At 62.3% G+C, this 408-nt stretch carries 1 protein-coding gene; it reads right to left on the reverse strand.

The genetic code is table 11. The features are described 5' to 3' along the window. A partial coding sequence (locus tag BFQ01_RS00005) for an RHS repeat domain-containing protein (protein WP_141691221.1) occupies nucleotides 1–408 on the reverse strand: 408 nt, incomplete at both ends.

The following is a 408-nucleotide window of genomic DNA, read 5'->3' on the forward strand; positions in this document are numbered from 1 at the left end:
GCTGGGTGATTGCGTGGGCGTGCAGGCGGTGTTGGTCGTCGTAGTGGTAGTGGCTGAGGAGTTGGCCTTGTTGGCGCTGATGTTCCTGGCCGGCCTTGAACAGATGAGACGTCAGCAGCGCGCCGTTTAATTCGATGGTGGCGAGGTGGCCGCCTTTCGCATGGTTAAAAACCAGTCGGTTGTTATCGGGTAGGCGCAGGTGTTGAAGCTGGCCGCAGGCGTCGTAGCCGTAGCGCGAGGTGCCCCAGCCCTGGTGTTCGGCGGTGAGGCGGTTTTGGCGGTCGTATTCGTAGGCCAGCGCCCAGTGGCCGTCATCGACGCTGAGGAGGTTGCCCTGGCGGTCGTAGGCATATTCAACAAGGCTACCGTCGGGCAGGGTTTTTCTGACGAGGCGTCCGGCGTGGTCTC

The organism is Pseudomonas sp. 8 R 14, from assembly GCF_900005955.1.
GTDB lineage: Bacteria > Pseudomonadota > Gammaproteobacteria > Pseudomonadales > Pseudomonadaceae > Aquipseudomonas > Aquipseudomonas marginalis.